The following is a 17,647-nucleotide window of genomic DNA, read 5'->3' on the forward strand; positions in this document are numbered from 1 at the left end:
ACCAGGCAGTGCCTGGTCGTCATTCCTACCGCGAACCCAAGTGTGAGGTCACTCGGCCGGTTCGATGCTCACGCGCACGCGCAGGCGGTCACCCGGATCGTAATTCAGGCGCGACATATAGACGTCGCCGCGATAGCGGTACTGCACGTCGTAGGCAACGATCCGACGCTCGTCGGCCATGTCCTGGACGACCCGGCAATGACGCTCCGTATCGGTGTAGTAGCGATCATCGCCCTTCGCGACGTTGTTACCGACCGCGCCGCCGACGACCGCACCGGCGACCGTCGCCGCCTTGCGACCGTCGCCCTTGCCGACCGTACTGCCGAGCACGCCGCCGACGATGGCACCGAGCACGGTGCCGGCTGCGCGATTGCCATTGTCGACGTGGCGTTCGACAGGCACGTCCGCACATTCCTCGCGGGGAGCGCTGGTCTGCACGCGGTCATAGATCGGGTCGACGCGCAGCACGTCGGCCCACGCCACCTTCACGTTGTCCGGCGGGCCGCCGCGGTCGTAGCCGCGATCCTGTGCGCTGGCCTGGGTTCCCACCAGGAGCAGCGCGAGTGCCACGAAAACCATCACTTTCATCACAGCCTCCAAACTTGAAACCGCCACGCTGCGCCGGTCGATGCCGGTCTGGTCACGCGCGCAGTTCCTGCAAATTCGCGACGATTACAGCATCCGATCGCTGAACCCAACCCTAAGCCCACCTCCGCATAACCCCTTCCATGCGTTCAGAAAAGTCGCCGTTCCGGCAGAGGGCGCAGGCTCCTCCTGCTATCATCGAAGACCGCAGAGGCCAGCCCTGATGCAACTGAGACTCCATAACAGCCTGACCCGTCGCACCGAGGATTTCGTCCCCGCCGACCCCGAGCGCGTGACGATGTACGTCTGCGGCCCGACCGTCTACAACTACGTGCATATCGGCAATGCGCGCCCGCCGGTCGTGTTCGGCCTGCTCGCGCGGCTGTTGAAGCGGCGTTATCCGAACGTGGTCTACGCGCGCAACATTACCGACGTCGACGACAAGATCAATACAGCCGCCAAGGATGCCGGCGTGCCGATCGACGCGATCACCTCGCGCTTCGCCGCCGCCTACGTCGCGGACATGGCCCGGCTCGGCGCGGACATGCCGGACGTCGCGCCGCACGCAACCGGGCACATCAGCCAGATCGTCGCGATGTGCGAGCGCCTGATCGCGAATGGCCACGCCTACGCGGCCGAGGGCCACGTGCTGTTCGACGTCGCGAGCTTCGCCGAGTACGGCCGCCTGTCCGGCCGCTCGACCGAGGACATGATCGCCGGCGCCCGCGTCGAGGTCGCGCCGTACAAGAAGAACCCGGCCGACTTCGTGCTCTGGAAGCCGTCGACGCCGGACCTGCCCGGCTGGAACAGCCCGTGGGGCCGCGGCCGCCCCGGCTGGCATATCGAGTGCTCGGCCATGGCCGAGGCCCACCTCGGCGAGACGATCGACATCCACGCCGGCGGCAACGACCTGATGTTCCCGCACCACGAGAACGAGATCGCGCAGAGCACCTGCGCGCACGGCGGCAAGGTGTTCGCGCGCTACTGGCTGCACAACGGCATGCTGACCTTCGACGGGCGCAAGATGTCGAAGTCGCTCGGCAACGTGCTGATGCTGCACGAACTGCTGGAGAAGTACCCGGCCGAGGTGCTGCGCTTCCTGCTGCTGAAGGCGCACTACCGGCAGCCATTGGACTGGTCGGACACGGCGCTGCAGCAGGCACGCGCGACCCTGGATGGCTGGTACGGCGTGCTGCGCGACCTGGCCGACGTCGAGGTCGACGCGGCCGATTGCGCGGTGCCTGCCGACCTCGAAGCAGCCCTGCTCGATGACCTCAATACACCCGAGGCCTTCGCGGCGATCGCGCGCCTTGCCAATGCCGCCCGTGCAGCCGACACGTCCACAGCGAAGCACGCCGCCAAGGCGGCCCTTCTCGGTGCAGGCGAGATGCTCGGCATCCTGCGGCAGGACCCGGAGCACTGGTTCAAGCAGGATCTGCAGCACGTGGATTTTCGGGGAAATGACTCCATATCCGCAGATGCACAGGCTGACACGGCAGTCCTGAAGGTCAAGGAGATCGATCGCTTGATCGCAGCGCGCGACGAAGCGCGCAAGGCGCGCAACTTCGCCGAGGCCGATCGCATCCGTGACCAGCTCGCCGCCATGGGCATTGTGATCGAGGACAGCGTCCACGGAACACGTTGGAAAGTCGTGAACAATGAATGCACTGCTTGACTCCGTCGACACCAGCGCCGAACAGGCGCAGGCCACGATCGCCGACGAATTCGCGTTCTTCGGCGACTGGACCGAACGTTACCAGTACCTGATCGACCTCGGCCGCAAGCTGCCGCCGTTTCCGGACTCGCTGAAGACCGAGGAACGCAAGGTGCACGGTTGCCAGTCGCAGGTCTGGCTGCTGCCGAGCGGCGACGCGCGGCGGCTGGATTTCCAGGCGACCAGCGATTCATCGATCGTGTCCGGCCTGATCGCATTGCTGCTGCGGGTGTACTCGGGCCGCTCCGCGCAGGAGATTCTCGCGACCGAGCCCCGCTTCATTGAAGCGATCGGCCTCGCCAAGCATCTGTCACCGACCCGCTCGAACGGACTCGCCGCGATGCTCGCGACGATCAAGCAGTACGCGCGCGAGGCGCTCGCGCACTGATCGGAAGCGGCGCCGCTCGAGCTTTCGGCTCCTTCCATCGCTGCGCTCCGGACCGCTCGCCGTCAAACCCGCCGACGCCTATCCGCCGCGGCGCTCGGCAATACGCGCACGAGCGCGCTGCAAGGCTCCGTCCAACAAGCGATCGCTGCGGCTGCGCCGATACTCGAGCCAGGCACGCAGCAGGCTGGCAAGCATCAGCGGGATCCAGATCAGGGTTGCCAGCGGCCACACGTTGACGTCCTGGCAAATTCCCGTCCAGAGGTCGCAGCGCGTTACCGTGCCGAAACGAAGGAGCGTTTCAAGTCCGCGCGTGAACAAGGCCCAGGCAGCGACACCGAGCAGGATGGGCAACGTCAGGTCGAGCACGATGGCCCACCACGGCATCACCAGTACCGTGACCAGAAGACCGAAAAGGAAACGCTGGGAAGAGCCGGCCAGCAGCAGGGCCATCACCAGGCTGACCAGACCGCGCTTGATCAGCCATGGCAGGTGGCTGGCCAACCATTGAAGGAATCCACCGGCCGCCACCAGCGTGGCTGGGGGCTGCTCCACGAGCTGCACGGAGCGCTCGACCAGCGCATCGACGGCATGCCCACCGATCGCGCCCAGTCCGCGGCTGATCGCACCGGCCGTGGTCGTGGCAGCCGCCAGCGCGTCGCCAGGCTCTTCGGGGGGCATTCGCCGGGCGTTTGGAAACATCGGCTCACCCCGCCACGCGGCGGCTGTCCGGGCCACACGTCGGGGTTCGAATACGAGGAAGGCCACGCCCGCAACCATCCACCAGAAGGCCAGCGCAAATTCGCTGGCACGATGCAGGTGCCGGTCGATGTCCACGTCCGCCGCACCTGCCGACAACGGTTCGATGTGATCGACGAGGCCTGAGCCGGGCGGCAGCAACAACGGAAACGTCTGAATGAGCACCGGCCAGCACAGGATCAACAGGACGGTGAAAGCGGCGAAAACCAGACTGCGCATGGATCAGTGTCCGATCGCCGCTGCCTGCGACAACTCGTGGACACGCACATGCGCGAGCGCTGCAGCGAGCAGCGGCGTGTCGAGAGCATGCGCCCATGCGCGTTCACGCAGGTCGCCGAGAATATGTTCGCATTCGGTGCGTGCACCGCGTTCGACGTCTCGCAACATCGACGCCTTCAGCGGCGAACCCGGCATCGTCAGGATGCGCTCGGCCTCGGCCATCGCGACCGCCGACGGAGCATGGCCGCAACGCTGCGCGGTTTCCGCGCATTCGGCATACAGACGGCGCGCCAGTTCGACGCCCTCGGGACTCGCGACGATCTCGCCGACCGAGCCGCGCAGCAGGCAAGTCAGTCCCGCAAGGGCCGCAATGAAGACGAACTTGTCCCACATTGCCGCCAGGATGTCATTGCGTTCGATGACATTCGCACCCAGCTTGCGGAGGCCGGCGCTCGTGACCGCCGGCACCGGCGAGGCCGGATCGCGGCTGCCGAAGGTCAGTCGATCCAGTGTCCCGAACTGGCGGATCGCGCCGTCGGCATCGAGCGTCACGGAGATATGGCAGAGGCCGCCCAGCACACGCGCCGGGCCGAAAGCGGCATCGAGCATGTCGAGTTGGCGCAATCCATTCAACAGGGGCAGCACTCGAGTATCGGCGCCGACCGCGGGAGCCATCGCAGCGATCGCCGAAGCGAGGTCGTAGGCCTTGCACGACAGCAGGACCAGGTCATGGCGCGCGCCCGGCGCGATTTCGGTGACTGCGGTGATGGGTTGTGCGAAAACACCGGCGTCACTGCGCAGGCGCAAACCCGTTTCAGCAAGCAATGCCGCGCGGGCCGGACGCACCAGGAACGCGACGTCGTGTCCCGCCTCGATCAGGCGCGCGCCGTAATAGCCGCCGATCGCGCCCGCACCGAGGATCAGGACGCGCATGCGGACCGCCTACATCGTGTGGGTCGGGCGTTCCTGGGTCAGGATGCCGGCCAGGATCGATTCGATCTTGGTGCGCGCAGCCTCGCCGTCGGAGGAATCGTTGAACTGCACGCCGATGCCGGCCATGCGGTTGCCCTGCGCACCGGACGGCGTGATCCAGACGACCTTGCCGGCGACCGGCAGGCGGTCCTTCTCGTCCATCAGCGAGAGCAGGATAAACACCTCGTCGCCGAGGCTGTAGCGCTTCGCGGTCGGCACGAACAGGCCGCCGCCGCGCACGAACGGCATGTAGGCGTTGAACAACGCGCCCTTGTCCTTGATCGCGAGCGACAGGATGCCCTGTCGCGGTGCTCCGCCCGATGCCGGCGTGGCCATGTCTACTCTCTCCGTGCAGTGGTTTCCCCCGACTGCCACGCGCGCAGCAGATCGAGCAGGACCAGATCGATGCGCAGCGTCGTCGCGAGCAGGCCGCGCGCACGATTGGCGCGGCCGGACCACGCCGCTAGCTTCGGGATTTCGTCGCGCGCGGTCAAGCCGAGCGCACCACTGCCCCCTAGGGCGAGGCTGCGCGCCTCGTCGCGCGCCAGTCCTGCAGCGAACCAGAGCCGTACGTCCGGACGATCCGCGGCCCAGCGCTCGGCGACTTCGGATGCCGTCCGGCGTCCACGCACAAGGGCGGCGAGATCTTCCGCGCAGGCCTTGCGCACCGTGATCGTCTCGTCGGCAAGCCAGCCGAGCGCCAGCCCCGGGTTGCCGAGGCTGGCGTCGAGCGCGGCCGCGGCCTGCGCCGGCTCGATGCGCTGCGCGCGCAGCCACGCGATCGATTCCTCGCGCGTCGGCGGCCGGATCTTGATGCGTTGGCAACGGCTGCGGATCGTCGCCGGCAGGCGTGCGGGATCGTCGGCGATCAGCATGATGATCGTCGCGGAAGCCGGCTCCTCGAGGGTTTTCAGCAAAGCATTGGCCGCGCTCGCATTGAGGCGGTCGGCCGGATCAATCAGAGCAATCTGCAGGCCGCCGAACTGGCTCGACATCGCGAGCCGCTGCGAGAGCGCGCGCATCTGGTCGATCGTGATCTCGGTGCGCGGCTTGCCGTCGTCACGCAGTTCGAAGGTGACGCGCACGAGGTCCGGATGCGAGCCGGCGGCGACCAGCTGGCAGGCACGACACACGCCACAGGCATGACCATCGGCCGTGCGCTGCGTGCACAGCGCGGCGGCGACCAGCGCATCGGCGAGTGCGCGCTTGCCGAAACCGGCCGGCGCCGCAAACAGCAAGCCGTGATGCAGGCGCTGCTCCGCCAGCGCACCGGCGAGCACGCGCCAGGATTCCGCAAGCCAAGCCTGCAGGCTCATGCGTCCCTCGTGACGGAATCGACATAGGCATCGATCGCCGCGCAGGCGGCTTCGCGTACCGCATCGACCGGTTGACCCGCGTCGATCACGCGGAACCGCGCGGGTTCGGCCGCGGCGCGCGCACGGTAGGCGGCGCGCACGCGCTCGAAGAAATCCCCGTTCTCCAGCTCGATGCGGTCGGCCTGGCCGCGCGCACCCGCGCGCGCCATGCCTTCGGCGACCGGTAGGTCGAGCAGCAGGGTGAGATCCGGCTTGATCAGGGCGGCCCAGCGTTCCAGATCCTCGATGCGCGCGAGCGGCTGGCCGCGGCCGCCACCTTGGTAGGCAAAGCTCGCATCGGTGAAACGGTCCGACAGCACCCAGCGCCCGGCGCCCAGCGCGGGTTGGATCACTTCGCGCACCAGCTGCGCGCGCGCCGCGAACATCAGCAGCAGTTCGCTTTCGGGGCAGACGTCCTTTCGCACCGGATCCAGCACGATCGCGCGCACCGCCTCGCCGAACGCGGTGCCGCCGGGTTCGCGCGTGACCACCACATCATCGAGGCCGCGGCTCGCGAGACGTTCGCGCACGGCTTCGAGCACGGTGCTCTTGCCGGCGCCCTCGCCGCCTTCCAGGGTGATGAGCCGTCCACTCATGGGGCGTCCGTTCATGGATTCCGGTGCAACTGGTACTTCTGCACCGCACGGTTGTGCGCGTCCAGGGTCGGCGAGAATTCGTGGCTGCCGTCGCCACGTGCGACGAAGTACAGCGCGTCGCCCGCAGTCGGATGCAGTACCGCCTCGATCGCGACTGCACCCGGCAAGGCGATCGGCGTTGGTGGCAGGCCATCGCGGGTATAGGTGTTGTACGGCGTGTCGGTATCCAGATCGCGGCGGTGAATGGTGCCGTCGTAGGCGTCGCCGAGGCCGTAGATCACGGTCGGATCGGTCTGCAGGCGCATGCGGAACTTGAGGCGACGCAGGAACACGCCGGCGATCAGCGGCCGCTCGTTCGGCTGCGCGGTCTCCTTCTCGACGATCGAGGCGAGGGTCAGTGCCTGGTATGGCGCATCCAGGTTAACGTCGGCTCCGCGCGCGGCCCAGAGCTTGTCCAGGGTCTTCTGCATCGACGCACGCGCGCGCTTGAGCACGTCGAAATCGGACTCACCCTTCACCCAGGCATAGGTTTCCGGCAGGAACCAGCCCTCCGGTTTGCCGTCGTCAATACCGACACGTCGGGCGATGTCCTCGTCGGATGCGCCTGGCAAGGTCTGTACGAGTCCGGCTTCCGCAGCGAGCGCGAGCCGCAGCTGCCTGAACGTCCAGCCATCGACGATCGTGAAACGATGCTGCACAACCTCGCCGGCGGCCATGCGGCGCAGCAGTTCGCGCGGCGTGATCCCCGGCGGCAGCGCGTACTCGCCGGCATGCAGGCGACCGGCGACGCCGAGTTCGCGCCCCAGCAGGCGCCAGTACAGCGGTGCGGCGCGGCTGACGCGCTCGCGGCGCAACTGGCGCACGATGTCGCGGTAGCGCGCGCCGCGTGCGATATCGATCGTCGCATCGGCGTGCGCGCCGGGCAGCGGCGACTCGGTGAAGCGCCGGTAGTCGAGCCAGGTGGCGACTGCGACGCCGACGATCATGAGCAGCACGAGGAGGATCAGCAGGCGCATCGCGGCGCCCCCTCGCACTGCATGCGGATTCAGCGGGTTTCGGAAGGTCGGCATAGGTCGGGCAGCGTAACCGGATTGGGTAGCGGAGAGCGAGGGATTGGGGTGATCAGGAGCTGAAACGGCATCCATCGTCGCCCCGGTGCGTCGCTCTCGGCCTTCAGCCCTGCGCACCCAGTGCGCGCAACATGCCGCGCGCCTTCGCGCGTGTCTCATCGAGCTCGCGTTCCGCGATCGAGTCGGCGACGATGCCGGCGCCGGCGCGCAAGCTCACCTCGTCACCACGCAGGGTCAGGGTGCGGATCAGGATATTGAGGTCGAGGTCGCCGTCACGGTTCAGATAGCCGAGCGAGCCGGTGTAGGCGCCGCGGCCGACGCGCTCGAGGTCGGCGATGATCTGCATGCAACGCACCTTCGGGCAACCGGTGATCGTGCCGCCCGGAAACACCGCGCGGATCGCCTGTCCTGGTGTCATGCCGGCGCGCAAGGTACCGCGCACATTCGAAACGATGTGGTGCACATGCGCGTAGCTCTCGACCGCCATGACCTCGTCGACGACGACGCTGCCGGGCACGCAGATGCGGCCGAGATCGTTGCGCTCCAGGTCGATCAGCATCACGTGTTCGGCACGTTCTTTCGGATGGCCGACCAACTCGCGGACCATCACTGCGTCGTCATCGACGCCGCGCGGGCGGGTGCCGGCGATCGGTCGCGTCTGCACCGTGTCGCCACGGATTTCGATCAGGCGCTCCGGCGACGAGCTCGCGATCGCCCAGTCCTGCGTTTGCAGCAGCGCGGCGAACGGCGCCGGATTCGCCTGCCGCAACGCGGCGTAGAGATCCGCTGCGGCCGGCGCGGCCGTGCAGCGCGCACGCCATTCGCGCGAGAGGTTGACCTGGAAAACGTCGCCGGCGCGCAGATGCTCGTGGATGCGCGCAACGCCCTCGAGAAAATCTGCCGGCGCGTCCTCGCCGATTGCAGAAACTACAAGCGGCGAAGGTTGCAGCACGGGCGCCGCATCGAGATCGGCCTGCAAGCGGTCGAGCAGGTCGCGACGCCCTGCCTCGGCAACCAGAACCGTGCGTTCGCGCTCGTGATCCACGACGACGGCGGCCGGGCAGCGCAGCGCCAGCGCCATCGGTAGCGCTTTGTCGCGCGGCGCCGGCAGATGCAGGCTCGGCTCGATCTCGGCCGCGAGTTCGTAGCCGAGATAGAGCAGCCAGCCGCCACGGAACGGCAGCTCTACCGCGTCGGCGCGCGGCAACCGCGCGGCACGCCACGCCTCGTCCAGTGCTTCCAGGAAGCGCGCACCAACGCGCTGGCCGTGTGCATCGCGCACCCCATCCGCATCGAGCCGCAGCGTGGCTTCCGGAAACGCGAACAGGATGTCGTAGCGCGCCCGCGCGTTGCCACGCGCGACGCTTTCGAGCAGGCCGGGATAACGGGCGGGATTGGCAGCAGCGAGCGACAGCAGGTCGCGAGCGCCCGGAAGTTCACGAATGAGCGAAACCATCGCCTGCCGCTTCCTGTAGGAGCGGCTTCAGCCGCGATGCTGTAGCCCTCCCCTTCAAGCCTGTCCTGAGCGCGGTCGAAGGAGGGAGGGTTGGGTGAGAACGGTATTCGGCAGCGAGAGCATCGCGGCTGAAGCCGCTCCTACAGGCGACGGAAGACCAGGGTGCCGTTGGTACCGCCGAAACCGAATGAATTCGACAGCACGACATCGAGTTTCGCCTCGCGCGCGGTGTGCGGCACGAAATCGAGGTCGCAGCCTTCGCCCGGATTGTCGAGGTTGATCGTCGGCGGCACCACGTTGTCGCGCAACGCGAGCACCGAGAAGATCGCCTCGACACCGCCCGCCGCACCGAGCAGATGGCCGGTCATCGACTTGGTCGAGCTGACCATCAGCTTGTTCGCGTGATCGCCGAACACGCCCTTGATGCCGTAAACCTCGGCGACATCGCCGGCCGGGGTCGAGGTGCCATGCGCGTTGATGTACTGCACGTCGGTCAGGTTCAACCCGGCGTCCTTGACGGCCGCGGCCATGCAGCGTCCGCCGCCCTCGCCATTCTCGATCGGCGCGGTCATATGGAACGCGTCACCGCTCATGCCGAAGCCGACGAGCTCGCAATAGATGCGCGCGCCACGCTTCTTCGCATGCTCGTAGTCCTCGATGACCAGCACGCCCGCGCCGTCGGAGAGCACGAAGCCGTCGCGGTCCTTGTCCCACGGACGGCTGGCCTTCTCCGGCTCGTCATTGCGCGTGGACATCGCGCGCGCCGAGCAGAAGCCGCCAACCGCGGTGCCGACCGTCGAAAATTCAGCGCCGCCGGCGACCATCACGTCGGCATCGCCGTACTGGATCATGCGCATCGCGAGGCCGATGTTGTGCGTGCCTGTGGTGCAGGCCGTCACGCAGGCGATGTTCGGACCCTTCAGGCCGAGCATGATCGACAGGTTGCCGGACGCCATGTTGATGATCGAACTCGGCACGAAGAACGGCGAGATCTTGCGCTGGCCGTGTTCGTGATAGGTGATCGCGGTCTTCTCGATTGTCGCGATGCCGCCGATGCCGGCGCCGACCGCGACGCCGATGCGTTCCTCGTCGTGCTCGTGCGGATGCAAACCGGCATCCGCGAGCGCCTGCACCGAGGCGGCGATGCCGTAGTGGATGAACGGGTCCATCTTCTTGACGTCTTTCGCCGCCACGTACTGCGCGGGATCGAAGTCGCGGATCTCACCGGCGATGCGCGTCGGGAACGTCGACGCATCGAAATGCGTGATCGGGCCGATGCCGCTGCGTCCGGCCGTGATGTTCGCCCACGCACTCGCAACGTCGTTGCCGACGGGACTGACGATGCCGAGACCGGTGACTACGACGCGACGCTTGCTCATGGCTAAAACTTCTCGATTCCAGCGATCGGCGAGATCGCGATTGCTCTTGTCGAAAAGTGCGGCCAAGGATGGCCGCTTCTGGACTCTCACGGCCGAGGATGCCCGCAAGCAGGACCATACTTCTCGATTGCGGCGATCATGGATGATCGCACGAGTAAAACGAAAGCTGCGCCTCGTGGGCGCAGCATCGCGTGACGCTTGAGGCCGAGGCTCAGGCCTTGACGTGTGCCTTCACGTAGTCGATCGCCTGCTGGACCGTGGTGATCTTCTCGGCTTCCTCATCCGGAATCTCGCATTCGAATTCCTCTTCGAGCGCCATCACCAGCTCGACCGTATCCAGCGAATCCGCGCCGAGGTCGTCAACGAACGACGCGTTCGGCGTGACCTCGTCTTCCTTCACACCCAGCTGTTCGACGACGATCTTCTTGACGCGCTCTTCGATAGTGCTCATGTGTACCTGTACCTCCCGATGGGAATTCGTGCGGCGGGCGGCGCATTCGGCGGCGCCGAGCCCGAAAAAGACGCCGCATTGTAGATGAAGCAGGGAACAGGGGCTAGGGATGAGGTGCGACGGCGCCAAAATCGGGATTCGCCGCCAGCGGCCGCGCCACAGACGGGTATTCCGACGGCAGCGCCCGACTGCACACCCGCTTCCCTCGATCCTCAGGGCATGTACATCCCGCCATTGACGTGCAGCGTCTCGCCGGTGATGTACGCGGCCGCCGGCGAAGCCAGAAACGCGACCGCCTTGGCGATATCGTCGGCGGCGCCGAGACGACCGAGCGCAATCTGACCGAGCAGCGCGTTGCGCTGCTCTTCCGGCAATGCACGCGTCATGTCGGTATCGATGAAACCCGGCGCGACGACGTTGACCGTGATGCCGCGCGAGCCGATCTCGCGCGCCACCGACTTCGAGAACGCGATGATGCCGGCCTTCGCCGCCGCGTAGTTCGCCTGACCCGGATTGCCGGTCAGGCCGATCACCGAGGCAATCGAGATGATGCGGCCCTTGCGCGCCTTCACCATGCCGCGCAGCACCGCCTTCGAGCAGCGATAGACCGAACTCAGATTGGTATCGAGGATCGCCTGCCAGTCCTCGTCCTTCATGCGCATCAGCAACTGGTCGCGCGTGATGCCGGCGTTGTTGACCAGGATCGAGACCGCGCCAAATTCCTTCGTGATCGCATCGATCAGCGCCTCGACCGCAGCGCCGTCGGTCACGTTCAGTGCGCGCCCGGTGCCGCCATGCGCGGAGAGACGTTCGCCGATCGCGTTCGCGCCCGCTTCCGTCGTCGCGGTGCCGATCACTTTCGCGCCGAGCGCCGCCAGTTCATCCGCGATCGCCGCGCCGATACCGCGGCTCGCGCCGGTGACCAGCGCGATTTCACCTTCGAATAGCTTGCCCATCGTCCGGCCCGTTCGTTTATGCGATCGTCCATGATCGCAAAAGACCGAGCAACCATCCATGCCTGCACTGTTCAAAAACGCGAGGGCGCGAACCTTACACGGAATCGTTGGTGCCCTGCACGCCGGCCTGGGCCGACTGGCGATTCTCCAGCGAGCCGCAAATCCCCTGTCGCATCACGCCGCTTCGCGCTGGTGCGGTACGGGCGGCCAGAAGTGGCGAATCAGGGACGGGTCTTGTCGTCGACCCGACGCCAGCTCGAACGGGTCTCTATGCCGGTAATCGTCGTGGTCGATGTCATCGACTTGCCGTCTTCTGAAATCACGTACTTCTCGTCACGTCGACTGCCATCGGCGAACAGCAACGTGGCAGCGATGTGCTGATCCCCGGGATCTTCGGCGTCGACTCTGTATTGGTGGTGGAACCCCCCCCTGACTGGATGGACATGCATCAGGACATAGCCGCCGGTCTTGTAGGTCGGGTCGACCGCGTCGAAATACAGCTCGTCATTGCCGTCACCCCAGTGCCCGACCAGCTGGGTGGACGGCAATCCGAGGCTGGAGAGATCCCTGTCGACGTCCGTGCGATGCGAGCATGCACTCAGTGATATCGCGAAAAGCGCGCACCAAAGAATCTTCCACCGCATACAGCCCCTCCCGGTAGTGGTATGCCAGCGAACGATCCCGCATCGATCGTACGCGATCCGAAGGCACGGACCTTACATGGAATCGCCGGAGCGCGGCATATGCCGTCAATGGCAACAGGCGGCACCCAGGTTGCCGTACCCGTCGTGCCGGCGCAGCCAGTACATGCCGCGATCGCCCTCGTCGCGCCTCGCCGGCACGATGTCGAGGTAGTGATAGGCGACGTTCAGCATGTCGAGGCCACGCGCATAGGTCGAGGTCGAGTACGTATGGAAGACCTGGCCTGACGGATCCTTGCAGAACACGCTGACTCCCTCGCGTTCGGAGAGCGCGGGATCCTGAAGCGTGAAGTTGTAGTAGGCCTTCTTGTTCGCCACCTCCTCATCGATCGCCGTTGCCGGACGACACCCACTTGGACGTCCATCCCATTCTTTTCCTGTATGCAGCGATTTTTTTCCGGCGACGCGCGCGAAACGGCGATCAGCGTGACGTCCGTTGCCGCGGCACGCCGTGCAGATAGCGCACATCGGTTGTCTTCTTCTAGACCAGACGCTTGATCAGCGATTCCAGGAATTGCGACCAGCCGCCACGATGGTCTTCGGCCAGCGCCTCGGTCGGCAGTCCCTCGTGGGTCAGACGCAGCTCGGTCTGCTTGCCGCGCGACGTCAGCTCGATCGTCACGACCGATTCCTTGCCCTGCGTGCCTTCGCTGACCCAGGTGAATTCGAGCAGGCGCGGACGCTCGACGCGCAGGTAGCGGCCGTAGTGCGGATAGATGCGCTCCTGCCATGGCATTTCGATGTAGAACAGACCGTCCACACGAGGATCGACGCTCGCGTTCTGGCCGTCGGCGAGCCACGCCTTCACGCTGGCCGGATTGACCCAGGCGTCGAACATGCGCTCCGCACTCGCCTCGTAGGTGCGCGGCACGCTGGTGCTGAACGGCCCCATCGCTTTTTCATTGCGCTCAGTCATCGACTTTCTCCCCGTTGTCGGTCCTCGCAAGAAATTCGCCCAGCGCATCGAGACGCTGGTTCCAGAAGCGTTCGTACTGTGACGCCCAGCGCGCGATCTCGCGCAACGGCAACGCACGCAGGTGCAGGTAATGCTCGCGCCCATGCCGGTGCCGGCGCACGAGCCCGGCACGTTCCAGCACCTTCACATGCTTGGACACCGCGTTGAGCGACATGTCGAACGGCTGCGCGAGATCGGTCACGCGCACCTCGCCCCGTGTCAGGCGGGAGACGATGCGGCGCCGGGTGGGATCCGCAAGCGCGGCGAACGCGAGATCGAGTTTCGACATGGCAGCAGTAATTCAACCTTTAGGTTGAATAATACGCCACTCAAAAAGCGCGTCAAGCGCGTGCATTCAGCAGGGAAGCTTGAGGTGCAGCGGTGCGCGGTGCAGCGTTCAGCCGCGCCAGTCGCCCAGCGCCGCGTCGAATTCGCCTGGCGTACCCAGCGCGCGACCGTCGATCGCCTTGTCGATGCGCTTGACGAGACCCGTCAGCACCTTGCCCGGCCCGCATTCGGCGATGCGTGTCGCACCGTTCGCAGCGAGCGCCTGCACGCATTCGGTCCAGCGTACCGGCAGGTAGAGCTGGCGCACCAGCGATTCGCGGATCTCCGCGAGTCCGGGATGCACGCGGGCATCGACGTTCTGCACCACCGGAATCCGAAGCTGGCTCCAGCTGTAGGCCTTGATCGCCTCGGCGAGACGATTCGCGGCTTCGCGCATCAGCGGCGTATGCGAAGGCACACTGACCGCCAGCTTGACCGTCTTGCGCACCCCACGTTCGGTGAGCTTCACCAGCGCGGCGTCGACGGCCTGCACGTGGCCGCCGATCACGATCTGGCCGGGCGAGTTGTAGTTCGCCGGCGTGACCACATGATCGCCCGAGACTTCGCGGCAGACCTCCTCGACCAGCGCATCGTCCGCGCCGAGCACGGCGGCCATTGCACCGACGCCTTCCGGCGCAGCTTCCTGCATCGCCTGGCCACGGATGCGCACGAGGTGCGCGGCATCGTGCAGCGAGATCGCGCCGGCCGCGACCAACGCGGTGTATTCGCCGAGGCTGTGCCCGGCCAGCCGCGCCGGCATCACACCACCGGCCGCGAGCCATACGCGCCAGACCGCTACACCGGCCGCGAGCAGCGCCGGCTGCGTGTATTCGGTGCGATTCAGCATCGCTTCCGGGCCGCCTTGCGACAACGCCCACAAGTCGACGCCCGCGCCTTCGGACGCTTCCGCGAACGTCTCGCGCACTTGCGGATGCAGCTCGCCGAGTTCGGCCAGCATGCCGATCGACTGCGAGCCTTGGCCCGGAAAGACGAACGCGAGCACGGAGGAATGCGTATTCATCTCAAACGTGTTCCGTATGAAGATTGTTGTAGAGCGCGAGCATGGACCATGCCATCACGAGCACGGCGAAGCCAGCCGCGCAGATGCGGTTGACGTGGGCGTCAAGAAGGCGGCCGTGCGGGTAGCGCCCCGCCGTCATCAGCAGAAGCGCGTAACGCCCGAGGTTGAACAGCACGATGTTCCAGACGAAAGCGATGAAAACCGCTTTCAAGGCGGCGGCGACAGCGTCGATCGCTTCCGACAACATCGCCGCAGCAGCCGGTCAGTATTTCAACAACGCCGACGACCAGGTAAAGCCGCCGCCGAACGCTTCCAGCAACAGCGTCTGCCCGCGCTTCACCTTGCCCGAGCGCACCGCTTCGTCGAGCGCGAGTGGCACCGAGCCGGATGAGGTGTTGCCATGGCGGTCGACGGTCACGATCACGCGCTCCATCGACAGCTTCAGGCGCTTCGCGGTCGCCTCGATGATGCGCAGGTTGGCCTGGTGCGGAATCAGCCAGTCGATGTCGGATTCGTGCATGCCGGCCGCCTCGAGCGTCTCCTCGACGATGCGGTCGAGCGTCTTCACCGCGACCTTGAACACCTCGTTGCCGGTCATCAGCACGCGCACGCCGGCGTTCGGCTCACCGAGCTGGAAGCCGGCGGAAACGCCGACCGGGTTGTACAGAAGATGCTTGTAGGCGCCGTCCGCGTGCAACTTGGTGGTGATGATGCCGGGTTCGCTCGAGGCTTCCAGCACGACCGCGCCGGCACCGTCGCCGAACAGCACGCAGGTGGAGCGATCGCTCCAATCGAGCATGCGCGTCAGTGTCTCGGCGCCGACGACGAGCGCCTTCTTCGCCTGGCCGCTGCGGATGAACTGGTCGGCCACGCCGAGCGCGTACATGAAGCCCGAGCAGGCGGCATTGACGTCGAACGCGGCGCAGCCGTTCGCGCCGAGGCGGTGCTGCAGCAGGCAGGCGGTCGAGGGAAAGATGATGTCCGGCGTGGTCGTGCCGAGCACGATCAGGTCGAGGTCCGAACCCTTGATGCCGGCCGCGTCGAGCGCGTGGGTGGCCGCGTAGAAGGCCAGATCGCCGGTGGTCTCGCCGTCCGCGGCCATGCGCCGCTCGCGGATGCCGGTGCGCGAGGCGATCCACTCGTCGGTGGTGTCGACGCGCTTCTCGAGGTCGGCGTTGGTGACGATTTTCTCCGGCAGGTAACTGCCGGTGCCGGCGATGCGTGAGTAGATCAGGGTCGTTCCCCGGTCGATGTTTGCGGAATCAGGCGACGAACGCCTGACTCGTCCTGACGCCCGCCGCGCTGCGGTGGGCGGTGCCGCCAAGCCTCGCCTTCCCGGCTTCGCCAAGCGACCATGCCGCGGATGTCCCTCCCGCGGCCTTCATCCGGGCGCGATGCCTTGCGGGGCGTCGCGCAACCGAAGGACTCAGTCTTCGTTGCGAGCCTGCGTCTTCGACTCGATGACCTTCTTGCCGCGGTAGTAGCCGTCCTTGGTGACGTGGTGGCGAATATGCACCTCGCCCGAGGTCGGATCGGTCGACAGCTGCTTGGCGGTCAGCGCGTCGTGGGAACGGCGCATGCCGCGCGTGGAAGGGGTTTTGCGACTCTTGGCAACAGCCATGACACTCTCCGGTTGTGGTCCGCATTGTGCTGCGAACCGCTTTCAATGTTTTTTCAGCGTCCCGAGCACCGCAAACGGGCTGGTCGGCTTGGTATCGGACGGCACCTCGTCGTCCGAACGGTCACTCCACTCCAGCGGAGCGCCAGGCTTCAGCGGCACCACCGGCAACGCGAGAATCAGTTCATCCTCGATCACATCGGCGATCACCAGTTCACCCTCCGGCACGAGCAACGGCTCGTAACCCGGCGGCAGCGAAGCTTCTTCGCTTTCGTCCGCGATCAACCCGAGACGCTGGTCGATCGACACACGATAAACGAAGGGCTCCAGTGTACGCTGGCAGAGCAGCGGCAATCCCGCCTCCACGCGCAGCGCGAGGTAGGAGACACCGAGCCCGTCCTTGCCGAATTCGACCGCATAGTGCGCCTCGCCCTCATCCGAGACGAGGCTTCCGCGCAAACGATGCATCGAGGCCAGCGGCAGCACACCATCGAATGTGCGCCGCGCCTGCACTTGGCGTGCAACATCCACGCGATCTGGCAGGGCCGAAGACATAGGGCGCGCGATGGTAGGTGCGCACCCCTGCCCTGTCAACCCGAATCGCCGGATTTGCCCCCCGCCGGCCCGGACAGCAGACTAGGCGAAGCCGGGTATACCGGCCCACGCCCTCCCGCCAGCAAGGTAGCCGTGACCATCCTTCTCCTGTGTGCCGCGACCGCGCTGCTGGTCGTACTCCTCGCCTGGTTGCGTGAGCGCCAGCTGCGCCGCAAGCCGCGCCTGCTCGGCGAGATTCTCGACCTGGCCGACGCGCTGGAGCGCGAGCTGCTCGAATGCCGCACGCGGCTGCGCGAGATCCCGGCACTGACCGCGAACCTGCCGCCATCGGACCAATTGTCGGCCCGTACGACACTGGCGGCCGAGCCGCAGGTGCAGGACGCCTTGCGCGACCTGCTCGCGCACCGGCTCTGGCTGAAGGAACATGCGACACAAGCCACCTACACCGAACTGCTCTCTGCGCGCGATGCGCTGGCCTCCACGCGATCCGCGCTGGCGACCCAGCTTGCACGCCTCGCCGACGTGCGCGCCGACTTCGAGCACACCCGCGCGACGCTGCGATGACGCCCGCCC

Annotated in this window: 23 protein-coding genes; 3 read left to right on the top strand and 20 right to left on the bottom strand. The window is 66.4% G+C overall.

Going from position 1 to position 17,647, the window contains the following annotated elements:
- Window positions 1-48 precede the first annotated feature (48 nt).
- Window positions 49-588, bottom strand: a complete 540-nt coding sequence (locus ABD002_RS14420) for a glycine zipper 2TM domain-containing protein (protein ID WP_343792311.1) — start codon at window positions 586-588, stop codon at window positions 49-51.
- Window positions 589-808: 220 nt separating this feature from the next.
- Here ABD002_RS14420 and cysS point away from each other — a divergent pair, with 220 nt between their 5' ends.
- Window positions 809-2,260, top strand: a complete 1,452-nt coding sequence (gene cysS / locus ABD002_RS14425) for a cysteine--tRNA ligase (protein ID WP_343792313.1) — start codon at window positions 809-811, stop codon at window positions 2,258-2,260.
- A complete protein-coding gene (locus tag ABD002_RS14430) occupies window positions 2,244-2,687 on the top strand; it encodes a SufE family protein (protein WP_343792315.1) in 444 nt (147 codons plus the stop codon). The genes cysS and ABD002_RS14430 overlap by 17 nt, the downstream gene beginning before the upstream one ends.
- 78 nt (window positions 2,688-2,765) lie before the next feature.
- Here ABD002_RS14430 and ABD002_RS14435 read toward each other — a convergent pair whose 3' ends face one another.
- From ABD002_RS14435 to ABD002_RS14525, 19 genes are all read right to left on the bottom strand, one after another.
- Window positions 2,766-3,587: a hypothetical protein gene (locus ABD002_RS14435; protein ID WP_343792317.1), complete on the bottom strand. Its 822-nt coding sequence runs from the start codon at window positions 3,585-3,587 to the stop codon at window positions 2,766-2,768.
- 78 nt (window positions 3,588-3,665) lie between these two features.
- On the bottom strand, window positions 3,666-4,595 hold the full coding sequence (locus ABD002_RS14440) for a 2-dehydropantoate 2-reductase (protein ID WP_343792319.1): 930 nt from the start codon (window positions 4,593-4,595) through the stop codon (window positions 3,666-3,668).
- A gap of 9 nt (window positions 4,596-4,604) precedes the next feature.
- Entirely contained in the window at window positions 4,605-4,970 is a 366-nt protein-coding gene (locus ABD002_RS14445) for a PilZ domain-containing protein (protein ID WP_343792321.1), read from the bottom strand.
- Window positions 4,971-4,972: 2 nt separating this feature from the next.
- On the bottom strand, window positions 4,973-5,950 hold the full coding sequence (gene holB, locus ABD002_RS14450; RefSeq protein ID WP_343792323.1) for a DNA polymerase III subunit delta': 978 nt from the start codon (window positions 5,948-5,950) through the stop codon (window positions 4,973-4,975).
- Window positions 5,947-6,585, bottom strand: a complete 639-nt coding sequence (gene tmk, locus ABD002_RS14455; RefSeq protein WP_343792325.1) for a dTMP kinase — start codon at window positions 6,583-6,585, stop codon at window positions 5,947-5,949. The genes holB and tmk overlap by 4 nt, the downstream gene beginning before the upstream one ends.
- Before the next feature lie 11 nt (window positions 6,586-6,596).
- Entirely contained in the window at window positions 6,597-7,655 is a 1,059-nt protein-coding gene (gene mltG, locus ABD002_RS14460) for an endolytic transglycosylase MltG (RefSeq protein WP_343792328.1), read from the bottom strand.
- Between the two features lie 103 nt (window positions 7,656-7,758).
- Window positions 7,759-9,111 carry an aminodeoxychorismate synthase component I gene (locus ABD002_RS14465; RefSeq protein WP_343792330.1) on the bottom strand — a complete coding sequence of 451 codons (1,353 nt, stop codon included), beginning with the start codon at window positions 9,109-9,111 and terminating at the stop codon, window positions 7,759-7,761.
- A gap of 140 nt (window positions 9,112-9,251) precedes the next feature.
- A complete protein-coding gene (gene fabF, locus ABD002_RS14470) occupies window positions 9,252-10,490 on the bottom strand; it encodes a beta-ketoacyl-ACP synthase II (RefSeq protein WP_343792332.1) in 1,239 nt (412 codons plus the stop codon).
- Between the two features lie 211 nt (window positions 10,491-10,701).
- Complete coding sequence (gene acpP / locus ABD002_RS14475) at window positions 10,702-10,941, bottom strand: acyl carrier protein (protein WP_132000193.1); 240 nt, start codon at window positions 10,939-10,941, stop codon at window positions 10,702-10,704.
- Window positions 10,942-11,153: 212 nt separating this feature from the next.
- Complete coding sequence (gene fabG / locus ABD002_RS14480) at window positions 11,154-11,897, bottom strand: 3-oxoacyl-ACP reductase FabG (protein WP_343792334.1); 744 nt, start codon at window positions 11,895-11,897, stop codon at window positions 11,154-11,156.
- Between the two features lie 221 nt (window positions 11,898-12,118).
- Window positions 12,119-12,445, bottom strand: a complete 327-nt coding sequence (locus tag ABD002_RS14485; RefSeq protein WP_343792336.1) for a hypothetical protein — start codon at window positions 12,443-12,445, stop codon at window positions 12,119-12,121.
- A gap of 201 nt (window positions 12,446-12,646) precedes the next feature.
- Complete coding sequence (locus ABD002_RS14490; RefSeq protein WP_343792338.1) at window positions 12,647-12,916, bottom strand: DUF899 family protein; 270 nt, start codon at window positions 12,914-12,916, stop codon at window positions 12,647-12,649.
- 163 nt (window positions 12,917-13,079) lie between these two features.
- On the bottom strand, window positions 13,080-13,514 hold the full coding sequence (locus tag ABD002_RS14495; RefSeq protein WP_343792340.1) for an SRPBCC family protein: 435 nt from the start codon (window positions 13,512-13,514) through the stop codon (window positions 13,080-13,082).
- Window positions 13,507-13,842, bottom strand: a complete 336-nt coding sequence (locus ABD002_RS14500) for an ArsR/SmtB family transcription factor (protein ID WP_343792342.1) — start codon at window positions 13,840-13,842, stop codon at window positions 13,507-13,509. The genes ABD002_RS14495 and ABD002_RS14500 overlap by 8 nt, the downstream gene beginning before the upstream one ends.
- A 108-nt stretch (window positions 13,843-13,950) precedes the next feature.
- On the bottom strand, window positions 13,951-14,901 hold the full coding sequence (gene fabD / locus ABD002_RS14505; RefSeq protein WP_343792344.1) for an ACP S-malonyltransferase: 951 nt from the start codon (window positions 14,899-14,901) through the stop codon (window positions 13,951-13,953).
- Between the two features lies 1 nt (window position 14,902).
- Window positions 14,903-15,148 (bottom strand): hypothetical protein, encoded by a 246-nt coding sequence (locus ABD002_RS14510; protein ID WP_343792346.1) that lies wholly within the window; start codon window positions 15,146-15,148, stop codon window positions 14,903-14,905.
- Between the two features lie 15 nt (window positions 15,149-15,163).
- On the bottom strand, window positions 15,164-16,135 hold the full coding sequence (locus ABD002_RS14515; protein ID WP_343793272.1) for a beta-ketoacyl-ACP synthase III: 972 nt from the start codon (window positions 16,133-16,135) through the stop codon (window positions 15,164-15,166).
- Window positions 16,136-16,327: 192 nt separating this feature from the next.
- On the bottom strand, window positions 16,328-16,522 hold the full coding sequence (gene rpmF / locus ABD002_RS14520; RefSeq protein WP_343792348.1) for a 50S ribosomal protein L32: 195 nt from the start codon (window positions 16,520-16,522) through the stop codon (window positions 16,328-16,330).
- 42 nt (window positions 16,523-16,564) lie between these two features.
- Complete coding sequence (locus ABD002_RS14525; RefSeq protein ID WP_379988563.1) at window positions 16,565-17,074, bottom strand: YceD family protein; 510 nt, start codon at window positions 17,072-17,074, stop codon at window positions 16,565-16,567.
- 132 nt (window positions 17,075-17,206) lie between these two features.
- Here ABD002_RS14525 and ABD002_RS14530 point away from each other — a divergent pair, with 132 nt between their 5' ends.
- Window positions 17,207-17,638, top strand: a complete 432-nt coding sequence (locus ABD002_RS14530) for a hypothetical protein (RefSeq protein ID WP_343792352.1) — start codon at window positions 17,207-17,209, stop codon at window positions 17,636-17,638.
- Window positions 17,639-17,647 lie beyond the last annotated feature (9 nt).

The organism is Dokdonella soli (genome assembly GCF_039523175.1).
GTDB classification, from domain to species: Bacteria; Pseudomonadota; Gammaproteobacteria; order Xanthomonadales; family Rhodanobacteraceae; genus Dokdonella_A; species Dokdonella_A soli.